15 protein-coding genes and 2 pseudogenes are annotated in these 17,508 nt (G+C 59.4%); 10 read left to right on the top strand and 7 right to left on the bottom strand.

All coding sequences use genetic code 11. From position 1 onward, the window contains the following. Window positions 1-8: 8 nt before the first annotated feature. Complete coding sequence (locus tag LOY55_RS28475) at window positions 9-1,004, bottom strand: metalloregulator ArsR/SmtB family transcription factor (protein WP_046029803.1); 996 nt, start codon at window positions 1,002-1,004, stop codon at window positions 9-11. 12 nt (window positions 1,005-1,016) lie between these two features. Beyond that, window positions 1,017-1,238, bottom strand: coding sequence for a hypothetical protein (locus LOY55_RS28470; protein ID WP_146206163.1), 222 nt, complete (start codon window positions 1,236-1,238; stop codon window positions 1,017-1,019). A gap of 39 nt (window positions 1,239-1,277) precedes the next feature. On the opposite strand from LOY55_RS28470, the gene tkt reads away from it, so the two are divergent. The 6 genes and pseudogenes from tkt to fba all read left to right on the top strand — a co-directional run bounded on the left by tkt (window position 1,278) and on the right by fba (window position 7,529). Further along, window positions 1,278-3,275, top strand: coding sequence for a transketolase (gene tkt / locus LOY55_RS28465; protein WP_077431127.1), 1,998 nt, complete (start codon window positions 1,278-1,280; stop codon window positions 3,273-3,275). 131 nt (window positions 3,276-3,406) lie between these two features. After that, a pseudogene (epd, locus tag LOY55_RS28460) lies at window positions 3,407-4,485 on the top strand (erythrose-4-phosphate dehydrogenase). A gap of 17 nt (window positions 4,486-4,502) precedes the next feature. Then, window positions 4,503-5,666 (top strand): phosphoglycerate kinase, encoded by a 1,164-nt coding sequence (locus tag LOY55_RS28455; protein WP_223522906.1) that lies wholly within the window; start codon window positions 4,503-4,505, stop codon window positions 5,664-5,666. 34 nt (window positions 5,667-5,700) lie between these two features. Next, the gene (locus LOY55_RS28450) at window positions 5,701-5,922 is read left to right on the top strand and encodes a hypothetical protein (RefSeq protein ID WP_046029807.1); all 222 of its coding nucleotides are present in this window, start codon (window positions 5,701-5,703) and stop codon (window positions 5,920-5,922) included. Window positions 5,923-5,978: 56 nt separating this feature from the next. Beyond that, window positions 5,979-6,308: an MliC family protein gene (locus LOY55_RS28445; protein WP_046029808.1), complete on the top strand. Its 330-nt coding sequence runs from the start codon at window positions 5,979-5,981 to the stop codon at window positions 6,306-6,308. Between the two features lie 156 nt (window positions 6,309-6,464). Next, window positions 6,465-7,529 carry a class II fructose-bisphosphate aldolase gene (gene fba / locus LOY55_RS28440; protein WP_007945427.1) on the top strand — a complete coding sequence of 355 codons (1,065 nt, stop codon included), beginning with the start codon at window positions 6,465-6,467 and terminating at the stop codon, window positions 7,527-7,529. A 69-nt stretch (window positions 7,530-7,598) separates the two neighbouring features. Here fba and LOY55_RS28435 read toward each other — a convergent pair. Both LOY55_RS28435 and LOY55_RS28430 read right to left on the bottom strand, forming a co-directional pair. Then, window positions 7,599-7,781: pseudogene (locus LOY55_RS28435) on the bottom strand (fructose-bisphosphate aldolase); the annotation flags it as partial. A gap of 274 nt (window positions 7,782-8,055) precedes the next feature. Further along, entirely contained in the window at window positions 8,056-8,724 is a 669-nt protein-coding gene (locus tag LOY55_RS28430; protein ID WP_046029815.1) for a polysaccharide lyase family 7 protein, read from the bottom strand. Window positions 8,725-9,045: 321 nt separating this feature from the next. Between LOY55_RS28430 and LOY55_RS28425 the strand changes: the two genes are divergently transcribed. From LOY55_RS28425 to LOY55_RS28415, 3 genes are read left to right on the top strand one after another with little or no spacing between them, the layout of a single operon-like run. Next, window positions 9,046-11,169, top strand: a complete 2,124-nt coding sequence (locus tag LOY55_RS28425) for a bifunctional diguanylate cyclase/phosphodiesterase (protein ID WP_109785601.1) — start codon at window positions 9,046-9,048, stop codon at window positions 11,167-11,169. 45 nt (window positions 11,170-11,214) lie between these two features. Next, entirely contained in the window at window positions 11,215-11,706 is a 492-nt protein-coding gene (locus LOY55_RS28420; RefSeq protein ID WP_046029818.1) for a M48 family metallopeptidase, read from the top strand. Window positions 11,707-11,731: 25 nt separating this feature from the next. Beyond that, a complete protein-coding gene (locus LOY55_RS28415) occupies window positions 11,732-12,028 on the top strand; it encodes a helix-turn-helix domain-containing protein (protein ID WP_046029819.1) in 297 nt (98 codons plus the stop codon). A 173-nt stretch (window positions 12,029-12,201) separates the two neighbouring features. On the opposite strand, the gene LOY55_RS28410 is transcribed toward LOY55_RS28415, so the two are convergent. Beyond that, a complete protein-coding gene (locus LOY55_RS28410; RefSeq protein ID WP_046029820.1) occupies window positions 12,202-12,654 on the bottom strand; it encodes a GNAT family N-acetyltransferase in 453 nt (150 codons plus the stop codon). Between the two features lie 256 nt (window positions 12,655-12,910). Here LOY55_RS28410 and LOY55_RS28405 point away from each other — a divergent pair, with 256 nt between their 5' ends. Then, window positions 12,911-13,648, top strand: a complete 738-nt coding sequence (locus LOY55_RS28405) for an ABC transporter substrate-binding protein (RefSeq protein ID WP_046029822.1) — start codon at window positions 12,911-12,913, stop codon at window positions 13,646-13,648. 152 nt (window positions 13,649-13,800) lie between these two features. Here the strand turns inward: LOY55_RS28405 and yccS are convergent, their stop codons facing one another. After that, window positions 13,801-15,984, bottom strand: coding sequence for a YccS family putative transporter (yccS, locus tag LOY55_RS28400; RefSeq protein WP_109785599.1), 2,184 nt, complete (start codon window positions 15,982-15,984; stop codon window positions 13,801-13,803). A gap of 222 nt (window positions 15,985-16,206) precedes the next feature. Further along, window positions 16,207-17,385 (bottom strand): NAD(P)/FAD-dependent oxidoreductase, encoded by a 1,179-nt coding sequence (locus LOY55_RS28395; RefSeq protein WP_223522904.1) that lies wholly within the window; start codon window positions 17,383-17,385, stop codon window positions 16,207-16,209. Window positions 17,386-17,508 lie beyond the last annotated feature (123 nt).

Here is a 17,508-nt window from a genome sequence, read left to right as displayed (position 1 = left end):
TCCTGAATTTACCGATGGTGAGTGTCGCCAGTCGGTCGCTGAAAGTGGCGAACCTGGATCTGGAAACCATTACGTAAGCCTACATAGAGGCTTTCCCCGGGAACGAGTCCCGCAGCGGTGGCCCAACGGGCCAAATCGTCCTGTTCAAACCCCAACCAGAGATCACCGCAGGCCTCCCTGGCCCAACTCTGATTGTGGCTACATAACTCTGTCACGAGCAGGCTACCGCCCGGTTGCAGCAAGTCGGCCATGTGCTTGAGCGCTTCGGCCGGCGCGGCGAAATGGTGCAATACCATGTTCAGTACAACGCAATCGGCATGAAGGCTGACACCGTTCAATGCATCGGCCAATTGCAGGCTGACGTTAGCCAGCTTTTCACGCTCGCATACCTGGCGCGTCAGTTCGAGCATCGCCGGGCTGTTGTCCAGCGCCGTGACCTGCGTGAAGCGACGTGCCAGTTCCGGCAGAAATTCGCCGTCACCCGGGCCGACTTCAATGGCCGTGGCATCTTTGCTGAAACTCAACTTGTCGAGCAATGCCACCACGCTTTCGCGGTACTGCGGCAGGCCGGCGATCAAGTCTTGCTGGGCACGGAATTTCTCCGCCACCCGTGAGAAAAAGTCCTGGCTGGCCGCCGCTCGTTGCCCATGCACCTGACCGATCCGCGACTGCACATCGGCAGGCAGGGTCAGGTTGTCTACTTCTTCCAGCAAGGCAGCGTGCAGCTTGCCGCCTAGCAGGTCGGTGTGGGGCAGGGCGCGACGGTAGAAAATCGCGTTGCCTTCACGGCGGGTCGCCACCAGGTCGGCCTGGGCCAATACCTTGAGATGGTGACTCATGCCGGACTGGCCGATGCCGAAGATCTGCGCCAGCTCCAGTACGCCGAACGAATCGTTGGCCAGTGCGCGTAATACATTCAGACGCAGAGGGTCGCCGCCAGCCTTGCAGAGGGCCGCCAGCTCGTCGCAATCGTCATGTTGAATGGAAGGCACGCGTAAATTCATAAGGCCAGCAGTCTAGTGACGGGTAGAAATCACTGCAAGAGCAATATCAAAAAGTTTTGATATTGCTCGATAGATGGCACTTCCAGGCTTGCCATTCACTCTACAAACGAATAGCAGAAAGGTTTCATCAGCCGAAACCTTGGTAATCCATTGGAAAAACGCCTCCAGATGACTATCTGTCATTGCCCCGAGGCGTCCGGGTGAGGGAAAATGCTCGCCTTTTTTCCGATTCATTTTATTCACTCTCGATTCAATATCCGCAGGAGATCAGCGATGCCAAGCCGTCGTGAGCGTGCCAACGCCATTCGTGCCCTCAGCATGGATGCCGTGCAAAAAGCCAACAGCGGCCATCCGGGTGCCCCTATGGGTATGGCGGATATCGCCGAAGTGCTGTGGCGTGACTACCTCAAGCACAACCCGAGCAATCCATCGTTCGCCGACCGTGACCGCTTCGTGCTGTCCAACGGCCATGGCTCGATGTTGATCTACTCGCTGCTGCACCTGACTGGCTACGACCTGTCGATCGACGATCTGAAACAATTCCGCCAACTGCACAGCCGCACCCCGGGTCACCCGGAACTCGGCTACACCCCAGGCGTTGAAACCACCACCGGTCCACTGGGCCAAGGCCTGGCCAACGCCATCGGTTTTGCCCTGGCTGAAAAAGTCATGGCCGCACAATTCAACCGTCCGGGCCACAACATCGTCGATCACCACACCTACGTTTTCCTGGGTGATGGCTGCATGATGGAAGGCATTTCCCACGAAGTCGCTTCCCTGGCCGGTACCTTGGGCCTGGGCAAGCTGATCGCCTTCTATGATGACAATGGCATTTCCATCGACGGCGAAGTCGAAGGCTGGTTCACCGACGACACGCCGAAGCGTTTCGAAGCCTACAACTGGCAGGTGATCCGCAACGTCGACGGTCACGACCCTGAAGAAATCAAGACCGCGATCGAGACTGCACGCAAAAGCACGCAGCCAACCCTGATCTGCTGCAAGACCACCATCGGTTTCGGTTCGCCGAACAAGCAAGGCAAGGAAGACTGCCACGGCGCCCCACTGGGTGACGCGGAAATCGCCCTGACCCGCGCGGCTCTGAAGTGGAACCACGGTCCGTTCGAAATCCCGGCCGACATCTACGCCGAGTGGGACGCCAAGGAAGCCGGTAAAGCGGTCGAAGCCGAGTGGGATCAGCGTTTCGCTGCTTACTCCGCCGCGTTCCCTACCGAAGCCAACGAACTGATCCGTCGTCTGAGCGGTGACCTGCCAGCCGACTTCAGCGAAAAAGCCGCAGCCTACATCGCCGAAGTGGCGGCCAAAGGCGAAACCATCGCCAGCCGTAAAGCCAGCCAGAACGCGCTGAATGCCTACGGCCCGATGTTGCCGGAATTCCTCGGCGGCTCGGCTGACCTGGCCGGTTCCAACCTGACCCTGTGGAAAGGTTGCAAAGGCGTCACCGCCGAAGACGCCAGCGGCAACTACATGTACTACGGCGTTCGCGAGTTCGGCATGACTGCCATCATGAACGGCGTTGCCCTGCACGGCGGCCTGGTGCCTTACGGCGCGACCTTCCTGATGTTCATGGAATACGCTCGCAACGCAGTGCGCATGTCGGCCCTGATGAAGCAGCGTGTGATCCATGTCTACACCCACGACTCCATCGGTCTGGGCGAAGACGGCCCGACTCACCAGCCAATCGAGCAACTGACCAGCCTGCGCAGCACGCCGAACCTGGACACCTGGCGTCCGGCTGACGCCGTTGAAGCGGCGGTGTGCTGGAAGTTCGCGCTGGAGCGTAAAGACGGTCCTTCGGCCTTGATCTTCTCGCGTCAGAACCTGCAGCACCAAACCCGTGACGCCGGCCAGATCGCCGACATCAGCCGTGGTGGTTATGTGCTGAAGGACTGTGCAGGCGAGCCTGAGCTGATCCTGATCGCCACCGGTTCCGAAGTGGGCCTGGCGGTTCAGGCCTTCGACAAACTGACTGAGCAAGGCCGCAAGGTGCGCGTGGTTTCCATGCCTTGCACCAGCGTGTTCGATGCCCAGGACGCCGGCTACAAGCAAGCGGTCCTGCCGTTGCAGGTCAGCGCCCGTATCGCCATTGAAGCCGCCCATGCGGACTTCTGGTTCAAGTACGTGGGCCTGGAAGGTCGCGTGATCGGCATGACCACCTACGGCGAGTCGGCGCCTGCGCCTGCCTTGTTCGAAGAGTTCGGCTTCACCCTGGAAAACATCCTGGGTCAGGCTGAAGAGTTGCTGGAAGACTGATCCAGAAAATGTGTCGTCTGGGCTGACGCCATCGCGGGCAAGCCCGGCTCCTACAGATCACGTTGACTTGTAGGAGCCGGGCTTGCCCGCGATAGCGGTCTAACGGATTCACCACGGTAATCGAGAACCCCATGCCTCAACCGCGTCCTTACAAAGTTGCACTCAACGGCTACGGCCGGATTGGTCGTTGCGTCTTGCGTGCGTTGTTTGAGCGGGGCGAGAAGGCCGGGTTTGAAATTGTCGCGATCAACGATCTGGCCGACATGGCCAGCATCGAATACCTGACGCGCTTTGACTCCACTCACGGGCGATTTCCCGGTGAAGTGCGGGTTGACGGCGACTGTCTGCATATTCAAGGCGACTGCGTGAAGGTCCTGCGCAGTGCCACCCCGAAGGCATCGATTGGGCGTCGTTGGGCGTCGATCTGGTGCTGGAGTGCTCCGGCGCTTATCACACCCGTGAAGACGGTCAGCGTTTCCTCGACGCCGGTGCGCCACGGGTACTGTTTTCCCAGCCGATGGCCAGCGAGTCGGATGTCGACGCCACCATCGTCTACGGCGTGAACCAGGATTGCCTGACCGGCGACGAACTGCTGGTGTCCAACGCGTCCTGCACCACCAACTGCGGCGTACCGCTGTTGCGCCTGCTGGATCAGGCCATTGGCCTGGAATACGTGTCGATCACCACCATTCACTCGGCGATGAACGATCAGCCGGTGATTGACGCCTATCACCACGAAGACCTGCGCCGTACCCGTTCGGCGTTCCAGTCGGTGATCCCGGTGTCCACCGGTCTGGCGCGCGGCATCGAACGCCTGCTGCCGGAACTTGCCGGGCGAATTCAGGCCAAAGCCGTACGGGTGCCGACGGTGAACGTGTCTTGCCTCGATATTACGATGCAGACCGTCAGCGATACCGACGCCACCGAGGTCAACCGGATACTGCGCGAAGCCGCCACCAGCGGCCCGCTCAAAGGCCTCCTGGCCTATACCGAGTTGCCTCACGCCAGTTGTGATTTTAACCATGACCCACATTCGGCGATTGTCGATGCCAGTCAGACCCGAGTTTCCGGCCCGCGGCTGGTAAACATCCTGGCCTGGTTCGACAACGAATGGGGGTTTGCAAACCGGATGCTGGACGTTGCAGAACACTATCTGCAAACAGCTATTTCCAAACCTGAATCACCACTCTCTACCTCTCAAAATCAGTAACCCAGGAATTGCGACCCATGACCGTGTTGAAGATGTCCGACCTCGATCTGCAAGGTAAGCGCGTACTGATTCGCGAAGACCTCAACGTCCCAGTCAAGGACGGTGTTGTCACCAGCGATGCGCGAATCCTGGCTTCGCTGCCGACCATCAAGCTGGCCCTGGAAAAAGGCGCGGCCGTGATGGTCTGCTCGCACCTTGGCCGTCCTACCGAAGGCGAATTTTCCGCCGAGAACAGCCTCAAGCCTGTCGCTGACTACCTGAGCAAGGCGCTGGGTCGTGAAGTGCCGCTGGTTGCTGATTACTTGGGCGGCGTCGACGTGAAAGCCGGCGACATCGTGCTGTTCGAAAACGTGCGCTTTAACAAAGGCGAGAAAAAGAACGCTGACGAACTGGCCCAGCAATACGCCGCCCTGTGCGACGTGTTCGTGATGGACGCCTTCGGCACCGCTCACCGTGCCGAGGGTTCGACCCACGGCGTGGCCAAGTTCGCCAAAGTCGCCGCCGCAGGCCCGCTGCTGGCTGCCGAACTGGACGCACTGGGCAAGGCCCTCGGCGCTCCGGCCCAGCCAATGGCCGCCATCGTTGCCGGCTCCAAGGTGTCGACCAAACTCGACGTACTGAACAGCCTGAGCCAGATCTGCAACCAGTTGATCGTCGGCGGCGGCATTGCCAACACCTTCCTGGCCGCTGCCGGTCACCCGGTCGGCAAGTCCCTGTACGAACCTGACCTGCTGGACACCGCTCGCGAAATCGCCGCCAAAGTCAGCGTGCCGTTGCCGGTGGACGTTGTGGTTGCCAAGGAATTCGCCGAAAGCGCCACCGCGACCGTCAAGCTGATCGCCGACGTGGCCGCCGACGACATGATCCTGGACATCGGCCCACAGACTGCGGCGAATTTCGCCGAGCTGCTGAAGTCGTCGAAAACCATCCTGTGGAACGGCCCGGTCGGCGTGTTCGAATTCGACCAGTTCGGCAACGGCACCAAAGTGCTGGCCCAGGCCATCGCCGACAGCTCGGCGTTCTCTATCGCGGGCGGCGGCGACACCCTGGCGGCCATCGATAAATATGGCGTTGCCGAGCAGATCTCCTACATTTCTACCGGCGGTGGCGCATTCCTCGAATTCGTCGAAGGCAAAGTGCTGCCAGCCGTTGAAGTCCTGGAAAGCCGGGCCAAGGCCTGAGGCCATCCCGTTGACCAGGCAAAGGAGTGGTTACATGGTCAGGTTGTTAACGCTGTTGATCGTCGCGGGTTCATTGGCGGCTTGCGGGAGTAACCCGAAAGCCACGCCGGAGCCTGCGCCGTCCGCGCCGCAAAACGGTTGCTACCAGGCCGATTGGCAAGCGGAAACCAACCCGGTGCTCAACAAGCGTTCCGGGCCGGATGGCCTGGATAAATACGAGACACAGACCCCGGCCAAGGAACATGGTTGCCCTTGACGGGTCTGACACTTTACTCAGGGCTGGCGGCGTGCGCCGTCAGTCGAGGAACATGGATGAAAGGTTTTATCGCCGTTACGGCGCTGGCGTTGCTGGCCGGTTGCGCACAGTTGAACCTGTTCCAGTCGTCCGCCCCTGTGGATAACTGGACCACCTGGACGTGCGACAGCCAGGCCAAAGTGCTGTGGCGTTACACCGACGACAGCCGCAAGGAAGTCGACGTGCGCCTGGGCGGGGCCGATCAGGTCTACCGCCTGAAGCTTGAGCCAGGCGCCGAAGGTTCGCTGTACAGCAACGACATGCTGGCGTTTCACGTAAAAGGTGAGGAAGGCCTGGTGTACTGGGTCGCCACCAATGATTTGATCGGCCGTGGCTGCAAGTTGTAGCAGCTGCCGAAGGCTGCGTTCGGCCGCGAAGCGGTCGTCTGATGTGAATTGAATGGCAGCCCGGGCCTAACCCCCGATCTGCAATAACTTGAATAGCCGCCGCCGCTACGGCAGGCTGGCACGATTAACGACCCTCAACCGGGAGAGACACACACAATGGCACTTATCAGCATGCGCCAGATGCTGGACCACGCAGCCGAGTTCGGCTACGGCGTTCCAGCCTTCAACGTCAACAACCTTGAGCAGATGCGCGCCATCATGGAAGCCGCTGACAAGACTGACTCTCCGGTGATCGTCCAGGCTTCGGCCGGTGCTCGCAAATACGCCGGCGCCCCGTTCCTGCGCCACCTGATCCTGGCGGCCATCGAAGAATTCCCGCACATCCCGGTGTGCATGCACCAGGACCACGGCACCAGCCCTGACGTCTGCCAGCGCTCCATCCAACTGGGCTTCAGCTCGGTGATGATGGACGGTTCCCTGGGCGAAGACGGCAAGACCCCGACCGACTACGACTACAACGTCCGTGTTACCCAACAAACCGTGGCCATGGCTCACGCCTGCGGCGTTTCGGTAGAAGGCGAGCTGGGCTGCCTGGGTTCGCTGGAAACCGGCATGGCCGGTGAAGAAGACGGCATCGGCGCCGAAGGTGTTCTGGATCACAGCCAAATGCTGACCGACCCGGAAGAAGCCGCTGACTTCGTCAAACGCACTCAAGTGGATGCCCTGGCCATCGCCATCGGCACCAGCCACGGCGCGTACAAGTTCACCAAGCCGCCTACCGGCGACGTACTGGCCATCGACCGCATCAAAGAAATCCACAAACGCATCCCGAACACCCACCTGGTGATGCACGGTTCGTCTTCGGTTCCGCAAGAGTGGCTGGCGATCATCAACCAGTACGGCGGCGACATCAAAGAAACCTACGGCGTACCGGTTGAAGAAATCGTCGAAGGCATCAAGCACGGCGTGCGCAAGGTCAACATCGACACCGACCTGCGCCTGGCGTCCACCGGCGCAATGCGTCGCCTGATGGCCACCAACCCGAGCGAATTCGACCCGCGTAAGTTCTTCGGCGCGACCGTGACTGCGATGCGTGATGTGTGTATCGACCGTTATAACCAGTTTGGTACTGCTGGTAATGCTTCGAAGATCAAGCCGATCTCGCTGGAAGGCATGTATCAGCGTTATTTGAAGGGTGAGTTGAACGCCAAGGTTAACTAAGGCCTTCAGCGTTTGATTTGTATAAAAAAACCCGCCGCGAGGCGGGTTTTTTGTTTTCTGAGCGTTGGGTTACAGAGCTTTAGGCTTTTCAAAACCACGCTGTTCAATCACCCCAAACACATCAGCAGTGTCCTGGACCATGATCCGGGCGATGTTGGTGACGGTGTTGATGTCGTTCTCGGCGTAATCGGTGAGGCAGGTGCAGGCCATCAGGTTCAAGTATTTGAGGGCGGCGTTGAGGCGTTCGCGTAGCGCGGTAGGGTGTGTCTGAGGAAATAGGGGATGGGGTTTGGGGCTGCTTCGCAGCCCAGTGGGAGCAAGCTCCCTCGCCACAGTCGGAGGCGTCCTGTGAGTTTTTCAGACCCTGTAGCAGCTGCCGAGCCCGCGAGGCTGCGTTCGACTGCGCAGCAGTCGTAAAACCTGCGAATGCGTTTCTTCAGATGCACCGCGTCAGGCATCTCACGACTGCTACGCAGCCGAACGCAGCCTCGCGGGCTCGGCAGCGGCTACAGGGATAGGCGGGTGGTCATTTATCGTGATCAATATCCAGCTTGCTGAACGTCACTTTGCCGCCCTCGCTGGTGTACCCGGTGTTGTCCTGCACATACACCCCGGCCTTGAAATACAGCGGCTTCACCCGCCACGTCGCGCTGATGTTGGTGTCCCATTGATACCCCGCCGCGCTGATACCCAATGCGCCGCCAGGGCTCAGGTGGATGAGGTAGGAAAACTCCTGATCCAGCTTCACGCCGGTCGCAATGGTAATCACCCGACCTACGTCATCATCCGGGTGCATGCGCACTTTGGCGACGATGTTGCCGGTCGCGGTTTTGGTTTTGTATTGATACTCGACCTTCACCAAGGGCTTCTGGCTTTCATAGGCGTGGATCTGGCCGATGACGATTTTCCCTGAGCTGGGGACCTGATTCACCGCCAGGGTCGCGCGCAACATATTGTCGGCATCCGGGTAATACCAATTGCGCAGGGTGCCGTTGCTGTAGGTTTCGCGAAGTTCGGTTCGTGGATAGATGGCGTTTTCAGTCTTTGAGCCGGTCACCGGGGACCAGAAGAACAACGTGCCGGTGTCGGAGTGGAAGTATTGATCCTTGAAGCCGTCCACCAGTTTTGAAGTTTCAACGGTGTAGGGCGGGCTGCCGACGGGAACGCTGAGGTTCCAGGTTGCGAGATCGATCATAGACAAAGCTTCCACAAATTTTTGCTGCACGCACGTGCCAGAAGCTCTAGCACGCACATCGGGGGGCGGTCTTTATAAGCGTACGAGGCCACTTTGTTAATGCCTGCCCGGCAGAGATTTGGCGTCAACGTCCTGTCGAAAGGCCATCTATCCCGGTTTTCGGGGCTCTCAGGACCGACCGTTAGTCGGCAAATTAACGTGATGGTTAAATGATGGCGCTCTGATGGCTTCTGCTTTTGCGGTTCCCGGTCTAGAGTGCAGGCTAAGTATTTGTCCGGTTTTCACGAGAAACCGGTCTGACGTCCCGACAAGAGAAGCAGCATGGAATGCGCGCAACCCACGCCAACCGACGGCAGCTCAATCCTTTTAATCGTCGATGATTACCCTGAAAACCTGATCAGCATGCGCGCGTTGCTCCAGCGCCAGGACTGGCAGGTCATGACCGCCGCCTCCGGCTTCGAAGCGCTCAGCCTGTTGCTCGAACACGAAGTCGACCTAGTGCTGCTCGATGTGCAGATGCCGGGTATGGACGGTTTTGAAGTGGCGCGCCTGATGCGTGGCAGTCAACGAACCCGCCTTACACCGATTATCTTCCTGACGGCCAATGAACAATCCCAGGACGCGGTGATCAAGGGCTATGCCAGCGGCGCGGTGGATTACCTGTTCAAACCGTTCGACCCGCAGATTCTCAAACCCAAAGTGCAGGCCTTGCTGGAACACCAGCGCAATCGCCGTGCGTTGCAGCGCTTGAGCCACGACCTGGAAGTCGCTCGCGCCTTTAATGCCTCGGTGCTGGAGAACGCGGCCGAAGGCATTCTGGTGGTGAGTGAGGACGGGGTAATCCGTTTCGCCAACCCGGCCATGTCGCGGCTGCTGAATGCCACGGTGCAGGATCTGCAAGGCAAAGAGTTTCTGGATTTCCTGCAAAAACCGCACATCCCAGTCTGGCTGGATTCCGAGATTTACAGCGGTTACAAGCGTGGCGAAACCTTGCGCCTGCATGACGCGATGCTGCGTACCACGCCCGGTCAACAGGTGCCGGTGGCGCTGTCATGCGCGCCGTTGCCCGCGGAACAACACGCGATGGTGGTGACGGTGCTGGACATGTCGGTAGTGCGTCATCTGCATCAGCAACTGGAGTTCCAGGCCGTTACCGACCCGTTGACCGGCCTGCTCAATCGCCGGGGGTTCTACCAGACCGTGGAAAACCTGTTGCTGCGCGGTGAGCGCGCCGACAGCGCTTGGGTGTTGCTGTACCTGGACCTTGACGGGTTCAAGCGGGTCAATGATTCCCTCGGCCATGATGCCGGCGACCGTGTGCTGCGCTGGGTGTCCGAGCAGTTGAAGGCGTGCTTGCGCCCCTTCGACATTCTGGCACGCATGGGCGGCGATGAATTTACCGCGCTGCTGGACCTGGAGTTTCCCGAACAGGCGGCGAAGATTGCCGAGAAGCTCATCGAGCGGGTATCGATCTGTCAGCAGATTGATGGGCTGGACATCGCGTTGGGCGCCAGCATCGGGATTGCGACGTACCCGGATTGCGGGGCCAACCTCGACGGCTTGTTGCGGGCCTCGGACATTGCCATGTACGAAGCCAAGCGAGCGGGCCGTCAGCAGTACCGCTTTTACGATCACGAAATGAACGGCCGCGCGCGTTCGCGGCTGATGCTCGAAGAAAGTGTGCGCACGGCCATCGAAAACCGTGATTTCAATTTGGTCTATCAACCTCAGGTGTCCATCGCCAGCGGGCAACTGCGCGGGTTCGAGGCCTTACTGCGCTGGCACCACCCGAGTGTGGGCGATGTCCCGCCGGGGCTGTTTCTGCCGTTGCTGGAAGAGGCGCGGCTGATCAGTCGGTTGGGCAGCTGGATTTATCATCGCGGGGCCGGGCAGCGAAAGGCCTGGGAAACCCTGTTTGCCGACGACCTGGTGCTCGGCGTCAGTTTGAGCAGCACCCAGTTCGGCATGCCCAACCTGGTCACCGAGTTACGCCAGGTGCTGGAACGCCATGGCCTGCAACCGCGTCATCTGGAAGTCGAGGTGACGGAAGAAGCGCTGATGCAAAACCCTGAAGAAGCCCGCAAGACCCTTCGTTTGCTGCGCAACCTTGGGGTGCGGGTGGCACTGGATGACTTTGGTTCGGGGGCTTGCTCCTTGACCCATCTGCGCGACCTGGAGCTGGACACACTCAAGTTCGACCGGCACTTGATTGCCCGGTTACCCGAGTCCTCGCGGGATGCAGCGCTGGTGCGCAATGTGATCGACCTGTGCAAGCAATATGGAATGCTCGTGATCGCCGAAGGCGTGGAAACGCTTGCTCAATATCAATGGCTGCAAGCGAATGGCTGTGAGTACGTGCAAGGTTTTCTGGTGGCGCGGCCGATGATGTCCGAAGATGTCGGCGACTTTGTGCAGCCGTTCGACTGGAGCGCACTGAACAGTTGAATTCGCTACACTGGCGACCTTTTCGTGATTCGTGTTGCCGCCCCAATGACCGCGTTGAAATACCTCCAGGCCTATCCTGCTGCATTGCAGGATCAAGTGCGCCAGCTGATCGCCGAAGATCGGCTGGGCGACTACCTGAGCAAGCGCTACCCGGAAAAGCACGGTGTGCAGAGTGACAAGGCGCTGTACACCTACGCGCTGGACCTCAAGCAGGAATACCTGCGCAATGCTCCGTCCATCGACAAAGTGCTGTTCGACAACCGTCTGGACCTCACGCATCGTGCCCTGGGCTTGCACACCACCATCTCGCGGGTGCAGGGCGGCAAGCTCAAGGCCAAGAAAGAAATTCGCGTGGCCTCGCTGTTCAAGGAAGCGCCTTCAGAGTTTCTGAAAATGATCGTGGTGCATGAACTGGCGCACTTTAAAGAGTCAGATCACAACAAGGCGTTCTACAAGCTGTGTGAACACATGTTGCCGGGGTATCACCAGGTGGAGTTCGACCTGCGTGTGTACCTGACCTGGCGGGACATGCAGTAACCGATCAACTGCCGGGAGTGTTTGAATGGAAGTCAGCAAGACCAAGAGCAGCTTCTACCGCCGGTTATACGTGGCGTACCTGATCGACAGCGGGCTGGCCAGCAGCGTCCCGGCCCTGACCGACGTGACCGGCATGCCCCGGCGCACGGCGCAGGACACGATTGCGGCATTGGCGGATCTGGACATCATTTGCGAGTTCGAGCAGGAAGAGGGCGCGCGCAATCATGCGGGGCGCTATCGGATTCGTGAGTGGGGGGCGATTGATCGGGGATGGATCGAGCGGAATTTGCGGCAGATAAAAGTGGTGCTTGAGTACCCCTGATTTCTGCGGTGCCGCGGGTGACGCCATCGCGGGCAAGCCCGGCTCCCACAGGGATCTACTGAGTGGCATAGAAAGTAGTCACACTTCAGACCCCACAAGGTTCAATTGTGTGGCATAGACAGTGGGCACACTACTGATCCCTGTGGGAGCCGGGCTTGCCCGCGATGAGGCCTTTAAGGTCGACGCATCCCGATGTGTGGAATGTCATCCTCCAGATATTCCTCGCCCGCCACGACAAACCCGTACTTCCCGTAATAGCCCTGCAAATGCGCCTGGGCCGACAGATAAACCGGCGTGCCCGGCCAGTGCTTTTCAGCCTGCTTTAACGCCTGTGCCATCAGTTCGTGCCCGAGCCCGGCGCCACGTGCCGCCGGGGCAACAATCACCCGGCCGATTACCACATCGCCACCCTGCGTCTGTGGGTCAAGCAATCGCAGGTAACCCACCAGCCGATTCTCGTCCCACGCCATTAAATGGCAGGTGTCACCTTCCAGATCCTGGCCATCGATGTCCTGATAAACGCATTTCTGCTCGACGACAAACACCTCCGTACGCAGTTGCAGAATGGCGTACAACTGCTCTTTGCCCAGATCACTGTGGTGTTTGCAGATCCAATCAATAGTCATCTTCACTTTCCTTGAACATCGTCACGCCGATACTAAGCGTCCTGAAGATGGATGTCTTTATGGTCGGTAAATCTGTGACAAAGGCCAAAATGCCATCATTCATTTCGCTCGGCGTGGTCTTCTTTGTGTAATCTGCGATGACGCGCTGTGCAGTGGCTTCAATGAGCTAATGTTGAGTACCGGGTGCCGGTATAGGGATCTTGGAGTCTGGGCTGAAAAACACGTCGGGCAACCCGCCCGCTAAGGATTTTCTAGCATGCCGCGATTGCATCGAGCTTGTGCTTTGATTGTATTGCTGTTGCTGACACAGGGCGCGGCAGCGGAAAAGCTGCGACTGGTCGCCGATGCCTGGCCACCCTTTACCGATGCCACGCTGGTCAACGGCGGGTTGGCGACGGACATTGTCAGCACCGCGCTGGCCCGGGCCGGCTATGCCAGTGATTTCGAACAGGTGCCTTGGGCGCGAGCCCTGATGGGCGTGGGCGAGGGGCGGTATGACGTATTGGTCAATGCCTGGTACACCAATGAACGCACCAAGCTTGGCCAGTTCTCCGGCGAGTATCTGCTTAATCGCGTGCGCTTTCTGAAGCGCAAAGACGCCCCCATCGAATACAACAACTTGCAGCAACTGCACACTTATCCGATTGCAATCGTGCGCGGGTATGCCTATTCCCCTGAGTTCGATGACGACGCATCGTTGCAGAAAGTCCCGGTGCATAACTTTTCCATGGCGGTGCGCATGGTTGCAGCGGACCGGGTCAAGTTGACGCTTGAAGATGAATTCGTCGCCCGTTATTACCTGGCGCGCGAAACCTCCAAAGTGCGCAATGCCGTGGAGTTTTTGCCCAAACCGTTGAGCGAGAACAGCCTGCACATATTGGTCAGTCTGAAAAACCCGCAACACGAACAGATTGTCGCCAGTTTCGACCGCGAGATTGCCGAGATGAAGGCGGATGGCAGTTATGAGCGTCTGATGAAGCAACATGGGATGTAAGGCTGATCCAGGGTGTCTGGTGTGGCCGATGCCTTCATCGCGGGCAAGTCGAATCGTCGCACCGCCGCTCCCACACTGATCCAGGGTGTTGCAAAGATCTCCCGTGGGTGCCGGGCTTGCCCGCGATGAGGCCGGCCCCGACAACACACAACTTAGTCTTCGCTGGTGTCTTTAATCAAATGCGCCGCCAACGTCCGCAACGGTCCAAGCTGCCGACAAATCAACGCCAATTGCGTCTGCACCAGCCGCTGCCCTTCATCGATTTCATCCGGCATCTGCTCAAGGGTGTTGGCCAGCGCCTCTTCCTCATCACTCTGAATGGCAATCGGCTGTTTGCTTGCCAGGCCTTGGGCGATTTCGTCGATGCTCGCGGCCAGGCTCACACCGGCGCCGTCGATCAACTGTTCACGCACCTCCGCTGGCAGTGGGGTTTCGCGATGCGCCCCCAGCCCGGACAAATAGCTGAGCAACGTGTGTGACAGCACCAGAAAACGAAAGCCGACATCCGCTTCCTTACGGAAATGCCCGGGCTCCATGAGCATGTTGGCCAGCGTCGTCGACAACGCCGCGTCAGCGTTGTGCGCATTGCGTCGCGCCAGGCGATACGCCAGGTCGTCACTTTTGCCAGACGCGTATTGCTGCATGATCTGGCGCAGGTAAATGCTGTTGCAGGTGAGGGTGTTGGCCAGCACCTTGTTCAGGCGCCGACCCTGCCAGTCCGGCAGGAACAGGAACACCGCCAGCCCGGCGATCAGGCTGCCGAGCAAGGTGTCGAGCAGCCGCGGCAGGAACAGCCCGTAACCGTCGCCGACCTGGTTGAAGCAGAACAGCACCATCAAGGTGATCGCCGCCGTGGCCAAGGTGTAGCGAGTCGTACGGTTGATAAAGAACACCACTCCGGCGGCGATCGCAAAGCACGACTGGATCAACGGATTGGGAAACAGATCGAACAGCGCCCAGGCCAGGGTCAGGCCGATCGCGGTGCCGATGATCCGTTGGCCGAGTTTGCGGCGGGTGGCGCCGTAGTTCGGCTGACACACGAACAGCGTGGTGAGGATGATCCAGTAGCCCTGGGACGGGTGAATCAAGTGCACCATGCCGTAGCCGATGCTCAACGCGAGGGGCAAACGCAGTGCATGGCGGAACAGCAACGACGTTGGCGTCAGTTGTGTGCGCAAGCGCATCCACACATCTTTGAGGTTGCGCGGCGAACGGTCGAGCAGGCTGCTGTCGGTGGCATCGGCCAGCGCATCGGGGTTGCTCGCGTCGCTGAGCAAACGGTCGAGTGTCGCCAGGTTGGCCGCCAGTGCCCGCAGCGAGCGCAACAGGCCTCGCCAGGCCGGGTTGCTCTGGATGCGCAGGTGTTCGATGGAGGCGTTCAGATCGCCCAGGGCTTCGGCGAAACTCGCGTCATAGATGAACGGCTGGCGCATCTGGATCGATTCGGCGAGGGCGCGGCACGCCTTGCCTTGCTGACGTAGCAGGCGCTGGCAGCGGAACAGCACGTCGCTGTGGAAAAAGGCCTCGGCGAGTGCGTTGTAGGGGTAGTGCGAAGAACTGGCGCGCTCGTGGATGTCCTGGGCGAGGAAATACAATTTCAGGTAGCGACTGACTTTCGAGCCCGGCCGCCCATTGCCGACCCGGTGCAGAATGATTTCCTTGGCGGCGTTCAATGCCGCCACCACACGCCCATTCTGCTGGGCCAGTTCCAGGCGCCGCGCTTCCACGTCCATCTGCCGGATCGGCTCGAACAGCGACGACTTGAGCTTCAGGTAAAAACCCAGTTCGCGGAACAACCGCGCCAGGCTCTGCTGCACAGGCTGGTTGGAAAACATCGCCTGCCACAGCACCGACAGCAAACCGTACCAGGCCGCACCGGCTACCAGTAGCACCGGTTCATGCCAGAAATCGGTGACCGCACCACCGCGCTGGTCCACGCCGATCATCGTGTAGACCGAGAGAATCAGCGTCGCCGAGGCAATGGCGCCATAACGTTCGCCGAGGGCGCCGAGCATCGTCAGGCCGAAGCTGGCCAGGGCCAGGGCGATGATGAATATGTAGGGGTAGGGAAACAGCAGTTCGACGGAGAAGGCCGCGACGCTGAAACACACCAGCGTCACGGCCAGCGCGTTGAGGCGGCCCTGCCAACTGTCGTCGGTCTCGGCCAGGGCGCTGGCGATAATCCCCAGGAACAACGGGATTAGCAGGCCCATTTCATCCTGATACCAACAGACCGCCATGCTGCCGGTCAGGGCGATGAACACTCGCACGCTGTAGCTGAATTTATCCAGCGCCCAGAGGCGACGCAGAGACTGACGAAGAGGAGTCGATGACATGAAGTGCGAAGGCCTTCCGAGGCAATGACGCTAAATTGAGCCAGTAATGACGCCGACGCAATGGCGCCGATCACATCTGACAGCAAAATCTGTTCCTTGATACCACACATGGTCAATGTAGGAGCCGAGCTTGCTCGCGATAGCGGTCTAACGTTCAGCATCATTGTTGAACGTTAATCTGTCATCGCGAGCAAGCTCGGCTCCTACAGGTATTGCGCTGAATCAGGTGTATTGCGCGGCGGCGTAGCCGGAGGCCCACGCCCACTGGAAGTTGAAACCGCCCAGATGCCCGGTGACATCCAGCACTTCACCGATGAAGTACAACCCCGGGCTTTTCAGCGACTCCATGGTTTTGGATGACACTTCGTTCGTGTCGACGCCGCCCAGCGTCACCTCGGCCGTACGATAACCTTCGGTACCGGCCGGCACCACTTTCCAGCTCGCCAGTTTCTCGGCGATGTCGGCAATTTCCGCGTGGGTGTACTGCTTCATCGGTTTGGACACGAACCAGTTGTCCGCCAGCAGGTTGGCCATCTTCTTGGTGAAGATTTCCCCCAGCAGGGTTTTCAGTTCGCTGTTCGCGCGTTCAGCCTGCTGCTGTTGCAGCCAGGCGTGTACGTCGTGGTCCGGCATCAGGTTGATCTCAACCGTGTCGCCGGATTCCCAGAACGAAGAAATCTGCAAAATCGCCGGGCCACTGAGGCCGCGGTGAGTGAACAGGATGTTCTCGCGGAAACTTTGATCGTTGCAGCTCACCAGGCAATCCACCGATGTACCGGACAGCTCGGTGCAAAGCTCTTTGAGCTGATCGGTGATGGTGAACGGCACCAGGCCGGCGCGGGTTGGCAGCAAGTCGTGGCCAAACTGCCTGGCGACTTGATAACCGAAACCGGTCGCGCCCAGCGTCGGGATCGACAGGCCGCCCGTGGCGATCACCAGGGATTCGCAGGTGATTTGGTCTAGCGTCGTGTCCAGCAGATAACCGCTTTCGAGCTTCTCGATGGTCTGGATCGAGGTGTCCAGGTGCAGGCTGACGCCGACCTGATCGCATTCGTTGAGCAGCATCTCCAGGATGTCGCTGGATTTGTTATCGCAGAACAGTTGGCCGAGCTTCTTCTCGTGGTACGGCACGCCGTGTTTGGCGACCATGCCGATGAAGTCCCACTGGGTGTAGCGCGCCAGTGCAGATTTGCAGAAGTGTTCGTTTTGCGAGAGGAAATTGCCCGGTTCGGTGTACATGTTGGTGAAATTGCAGCGGCCACCGCCCGACATCAGGATTTTTTTGCCGGCCTTGTTTGCATGGTCGAGCAACATCACCTTGCGCCCGCGCCCGGCGGCGGTCAGCGCACACATCAACCCTGCGGCGCCAGCGCCAATGATCACGACTTCGGTAGAGCGCAAAACGATGTCCTCTTCATGTAACACCACAAAACAAACTGTGGGAGCCAACTTTGCCCGCGATGAGGCCTGCACATTCAACATCATTGTTGACTGTTAGTCCGTCATCGCGGGCAAGCCCGGCTC

This window comes from Pseudomonas sp. B21-040 (genome assembly GCF_024748695.1).
Classification (GTDB): domain Bacteria; phylum Pseudomonadota; class Gammaproteobacteria; order Pseudomonadales; family Pseudomonadaceae; genus Aquipseudomonas.
This window is presented reverse-complemented; position numbering and strand designations above follow the sequence as displayed.

Bases quoted from the DNA above. Each gene is read 5' to 3' on its own strand.
- LOY55_RS28410 (WP_046029820.1), bottom strand. From the start codon at position 12,654: ATGACTATTGATTGGATCTGCAAACACCACAGTGATCTGGGCAAAGAG.
- LOY55_RS28455 (WP_223522906.1), top strand. From the start codon at position 4,503: ATGACCGTGTTGAAGATGTCCGACCTCGATCTGCAAGGTAAGCGCGTA.
- LOY55_RS28425 (WP_109785601.1), top strand. From the start codon at position 9,046: ATGGAATGCGCGCAACCCACGCCAACCGACGGCAGCTCAATCCTTTTA.
- fba (WP_007945427.1), top strand. From the start codon at position 6,465: ATGGCACTTATCAGCATGCGCCAGATGCTGGACCACGCAGCCGAGTTC.
- tkt (WP_077431127.1), top strand. From the start codon at position 1,278: ATGCCAAGCCGTCGTGAGCGTGCCAACGCCATTCGTGCCCTCAGCATG.
- LOY55_RS28420 (WP_046029818.1), top strand. From the start codon at position 11,215: ATGACCGCGTTGAAATACCTCCAGGCCTATCCTGCTGCATTGCAGGAT.
- LOY55_RS28470 (WP_146206163.1), bottom strand. From the start codon at position 1,238: ATGAATCGGAAAAAAGGCGAGCATTTTCCCTCACCCGGACGCCTCGGG.
- yccS (WP_109785599.1), bottom strand. From the start codon at position 15,984: ATGTCATCGACTCCTCTTCGTCAGTCTCTGCGTCGCCTCTGGGCGCTG.
- LOY55_RS28405 (WP_046029822.1), top strand. From the start codon at position 12,911: ATGCCGCGATTGCATCGAGCTTGTGCTTTGATTGTATTGCTGTTGCTG.
- LOY55_RS28450 (WP_046029807.1), top strand. From the start codon at position 5,701: ATGGTCAGGTTGTTAACGCTGTTGATCGTCGCGGGTTCATTGGCGGCT.
- LOY55_RS28415 (WP_046029819.1), top strand. From the start codon at position 11,732: ATGGAAGTCAGCAAGACCAAGAGCAGCTTCTACCGCCGGTTATACGTG.
- LOY55_RS28445 (WP_046029808.1), top strand. From the start codon at position 5,979: ATGAAAGGTTTTATCGCCGTTACGGCGCTGGCGTTGCTGGCCGGTTGC.
- LOY55_RS28430 (WP_046029815.1), bottom strand. From the start codon at position 8,724: ATGATCGATCTCGCAACCTGGAACCTCAGCGTTCCCGTCGGCAGCCCG.
- LOY55_RS28475 (WP_046029803.1), bottom strand. From the start codon at position 1,004: ATGAATTTACGCGTGCCTTCCATTCAACATGACGATTGCGACGAGCTG.